The organism is Micromonospora sp. NPDC047753 (genome assembly GCF_040642735.1).
GTDB lineage: Bacteria > Actinomycetota > Actinomycetes > Mycobacteriales > Micromonosporaceae > Micromonospora.
In genome coordinates this window covers 1-4,365 of record NZ_JBEYSL010000534.1, presented here as the reverse complement: position 1 = coordinate 4,365, position 4,365 = coordinate 1, and the positions used below count along the sequence as shown (strand labels likewise).

At 73.3% G+C, this 4,365-nt stretch carries 2 protein-coding genes and 1 pseudogene; all 3 read left to right on the top strand.

Annotation, left to right across the window (positions count from 1 at the left end):
- Nucleotides 1-1,001 (top strand): circularly permuted type 2 ATP-grasp protein (locus ABZ749_RS30270; protein ID WP_357233757.1); only part of this gene is annotated, 1,001 nt, incomplete at its 5' end.
- Nucleotides 1,002-1,099: 98 nt separating this feature from the next.
- Nucleotides 1,100-2,878 (top strand): N-acetylglutaminylglutamine amidotransferase, encoded by a 1,779-nt coding sequence (locus tag ABZ749_RS30265; protein ID WP_357233755.1) that lies wholly within the window; start codon nucleotides 1,100-1,102, stop codon nucleotides 2,876-2,878.
- A pseudogene (locus ABZ749_RS30260) lies at nucleotides 2,879-4,210 on the top strand (hypothetical protein); the annotation flags it as partial. It lies immediately after the preceding gene.
- Between the last annotated feature and the right edge of the window lie 155 nt (nucleotides 4,211-4,365).

The window sequence follows — 4,365 nt, the reverse complement described above, 5'->3', positions numbered from 1 at the left end:
GCACCGACCTCGTCCGGGACCCGGACGGCGGCTGGTACGTGCTGGAGGACAACCTGCGGGTGCCCTCCGGGATCGGCTACGCGGTGCAGAACCGTCGGCTGACCCAGGCGGTGTTGCCGGAGCTGCCGGTGCCGGCGGATCTGCTGCCCGCCGACGAGACGCCGGCGATGCTGTACCGGGCGCTGGTCGCCGCCGCGCCCGCCGCTGCCGACGACCCCGCCGTGGTGGTGCTCAGCAGCGGCCCCGGTGACCCGGCGTGGTTCGAGCACCGGCTTCTCGCCGACGAGATGGGTGTGCCGCTGACCGAGACCAGCGACCTGCTGGTGGAGGAGGGGCGGGTCCGGCTGGTCCGCGAGGGCTGCCGCCGCGAGGTCGACGTGATCTACCTGCGGATGGACGAGGAGGCGCTGCTGCACGCGCCCGGCGCGGACGGGGTGCCGCTGGGCTGGCCGCTGCTCGCCGCCGTGCACGCCGGGCGGCTCACACTGGCCAACGCGCTGGGCAACGGCGTCGGTGACGACAAGGCGCTGTACGCGTACGTGCCCCGGCTGATCGAGTACTACCTGGGCGAGAAGCCGCTGCTCGGGGACGTGCCGACGTACCTGTGTGGGCTGCCCGAGCAGCGGGCCGAGGTGCTGGGCCGGCTCGACGAGCTGGTCCTCAAGCCGGTCGACGGGTACGGCGGTGACCGGGTGGTGATCGGCCCCCGCGCCGAGGCGGAGGAGTTGGACGCCGTCCGGGACCAGATCCTCGCGGCCCCGCACCGGTGGATCGCCCAGGAGATGATCGCGCTGACCACCCACCCGGTCTTCGACGGCACCGCGCTGGCTCCCCGCCACGTCGACCTGCGGGCGTTCGTGTTCCTCGGTGACACCGCCGAGGTCGCGCCGGTGGCGCTGACCCGGGTGGCGCCGGCCGGCAGCATGATCGTCAACTCGTCGCGCGGCGGCGGTTCGAAGGACACCTGGCTGCTCGGTGGAGCCGACGAACCGTCGGCGTAACCGACGCTTGACCCACCCGTCATCGGGACGCAACCCGGTCCGCCAAGCCTGGACCGGTCAGCGCCCCCAGCGGATCCAGCCGATGAGAGGTGTGAGCCATGTGTGGTATCGGAGGCGAGTTCCGCCTCGACGGGGCGCCACCGGACCTGGCCGCCGTCGAGCGGATGCTCCCCGCCCTGGCCTCCCGTGGCCCGGACGGCGAGGGTCGGTGGCAGCAGGGGTCGGTGGCCCTGGTTCACCGCCGGCTGCGCATCATCGACCTGTCCGACGCGGGCGCCCAGCCGATGGTCGACCACGAGCTGGGTCTGGCAGTGGTCTTCAACGGCTGCGTCTACAACTACCGGGAGCTGCGCGACGAGCTGACCGCCGCCGGCTACTCCTTCCGGTCCACCTCGGACACCGAGGTGATCCTCAAGGCGTACCACCGGTGGGGGACGGCCTGCGTCGAACGGTTCTACGGGATGTTCGCGTTCGCCCTGGTCGAGCTGGCCACGCACACCCTGGTGCTGGCCCGGGACCGGCTCGGCATCAAACCGCTCTACCTGGCCGAGGGGCCGGGCCGGCTGCGCTTCGCCTCGACCCTGCCGGCGTTGCTCGCCGCCGGTGACGTGGACACCGACCTCGACCCGGTGGCGCTGCACCACTACATGAGCTTCCACTCGGTGGTGCCGCCACCTCGCACGATCCTCGCCGGGGTCCGCAAGCTGCCGCCGGCCACCGTCCGGGTGATCACCGCGGACGGCCGGAGCACCGACACCATCTACTGGCGGCCGGAGTTCAACCGGGCCGCCGCCCCCACCATGTCCGCCGACGAGTGGCAGGAACGGCTCATGGCGGCGTTGCGCACCGCCGTACGACGGCGGATGGTCGCCGACGTGCCGGTCGGCGTGCTGCTCTCCGGCGGTCTCGACTCCAGTCTGATCGTCGCCCTGCTGGCCGAGCAGGGCCAGACCGGCCTGGCCACCTTCAGCATCGGCTTCGAGGCGGCGGCGGGGGAGAGCGGCGACGAGTTCCACTACTCCGACCTGATGGCCCGCCACTTCGACACCGACCACCAGCAGATCCGCATCGGCGCGAAGCGGTTCGTGCCCGCCGTGCACCAGGCCATCGAGGCGATGAGCGAGCCGATGGTCAGCCACGACTGCGTCGCGTTCCACCTGCTCTCCGAGGAGGTCTCGCAGCGCATCACAGTGGTGCAGTCCGGCCAGGGCGCCGACGAGATCCTCGCCGGCTACGACTGGTACCCGCCGATGGCCAACGTGGCCCGCGCGGACGCCGTCGAGGCGTACGCCCGGGTGTTCTTCGATCGTCGCCACGACGCGCTCGGCGGGCACCTGGCGCCCGAGTGGATGCTCGACCACGACGCCAGCCTGGAGTTCGTCGCCACGCACTTCGGCGCGCCCGGCGCGGACACCGCGCTGGACGCGGCGCTGCGCCTGGACAGCCTGGTGATGCTTGTCGACGACCCGGTCAAGCGGGTCGACAACATGACGATGGCCTGGGGGCTGGAGGCCCGCGTGCCGTTCCTCGACCACGAGGTGGTCGAGCTGGCCGCCGCCTGCCCACCGACCATGAAGCTGGCGCAGGGCGGCAAGGGGGTGCTGAAGGCCGCGAGCCGGGGCATCGTCCCGGACGAGGTGATCGACCGGCCGAAGGGCTACTTCCCGGTGCCCGCCATCCGGCACCTCTCCGGTCCACTGCTCGACGACGTGCGGGACGCGCTGACCGCCCGGCCGGCGCGCGAGCGGGGCCTGTTCCGCAAGGACTACCTGGAGGAGTTGCTGGACGCGCCGAACGCCCGGCGTACCACGCTGGGCTCCAACGCGCTCTGGCAGCTGGGGCTGCTGGAGCTCTGGTTGCAGCGGATCGGGGTTTAGATGAGCGTACGGATTGAGCCGCCGCGCACCACCCGGCGGACCCGACCCGCGAGCCACCGGCCGGTGTCGCTGCCGGTGCCGATCAGCGAGGACTTCGCCCCGGCACCGTCCCCCGACGGCCACCGGGTGGCGTTCCTCTCCGACCGGGCCGGCGCGCCCGGTGTCTGGGTCTGCCAGGTCGACGCGGGGGCGCCCGTCGCGCTGCCCGTCGGCGACGAACCGGTTCTCGCGGTGAGCTGGTCTCCGGACGGCCAGTGGCTGGCCTGTGTCGTCGCCCCCGGCGGAGCGCCCCGCACCGAGCTGTGGGTGCTGCGCCCGGACGGCACGCGACGCCACCAGGTTGCCGGGTTCGGCCGCCGCAGCGCCGCGCTGGCCGGCTGGCTGCCGCACGGCGCCGTGCTGGCGGTCACCGAAACCGACGAGCACGGGCAGGCCCTGCTTGTCGACGCGGCCACCGGGCACCGGCGGGTGCTCGCCCAGGGCGACCTGCTCACCCTCCTGGACGTGACCCCGGACGCGGGCACCGCGTTGCTGCGCCGCGGCCCCCGTAACGCCCGCTGGCTGGAGGTGCTCGACGTGGCCACCGGCGTCCGGCGGCGGCTCCTCCCGGACACCGGGCGGGGCAGCACCGACCAGGGTTGGTTCGGCCCGGACGGAACGAGCGTGCTGGCCCGCACCGACGCGTACTCCGAACTCGCCGCGCTGGTACGGGTCGACCTGACCCGGCCGGAGCAGCCGCCGACCCGGCTCGCCGGACGACCGGACGCCGAGCTGGAACACGTCACGCCCAGCGCGGACGGTCAGCGCGGCGCGTTGCTGTGGAACACCTACGGCGGGCGCAGCGAGCTGAGCCTGCTCGACTTCAACAGCGGTGTGCAGCGGGCCGTCGCCGCCCCCGGCGAGGTGCTCGGCGACGTCGTCTTCGCCGCCGACGGCGGCCTGCTCTGCCTCACCGCACAGGGGCCGGTGCAGCCCCGGGAGGTGTGGCTGGTCGACCCGCCGACCGGGGCGCCGCGCCCGCTGCGACCGGACACCGGCGTCCCGCGTACGGACAACGCCGGTGTCGCACCGCAACTTCTCGACCTGCGCGCCCGCGACGGGTTGCCGCTCTCCGGCTGGCTCTACCGCCCGGCCGGGCCAGGCCCCTGGCCGACCGCGATCAGCCTGCACGGTGGCCCGGAGGCGCAGGAGCGTCCCGGTTACAACCCACTGTTCCAGGCCCTGGTGGCGCAGGGCATCGCGGTCTTCGCGCCCAACGTCCGTGGGTCGTCCGGGTTCGGCCGTTCGTTCGTCGCCGCCGACAACCTCGCCGGCCGCTACGGCGCGATCGCCGACGTGGCTGCCTGCGCCGACTTCCTCGTCGACGCCGGCGTCGCCCGGCCCGGCCAGCTCGGACGGGTACATCAACCTGACCGACCGCGCCAAGGACGTGATCAAGTCCGGCGGCGAGTGGATCTCGTCGGTGGAGTTGGAGAACGCCTTGATGG

Bases quoted from the DNA above. Each gene is read 5' to 3' on its own strand.
- ABZ749_RS30265 (WP_357233755.1), top strand. From the start codon at position 1,100: ATGTGTGGTATCGGAGGCGAGTTCCGCCTCGACGGGGCGCCACCGGAC.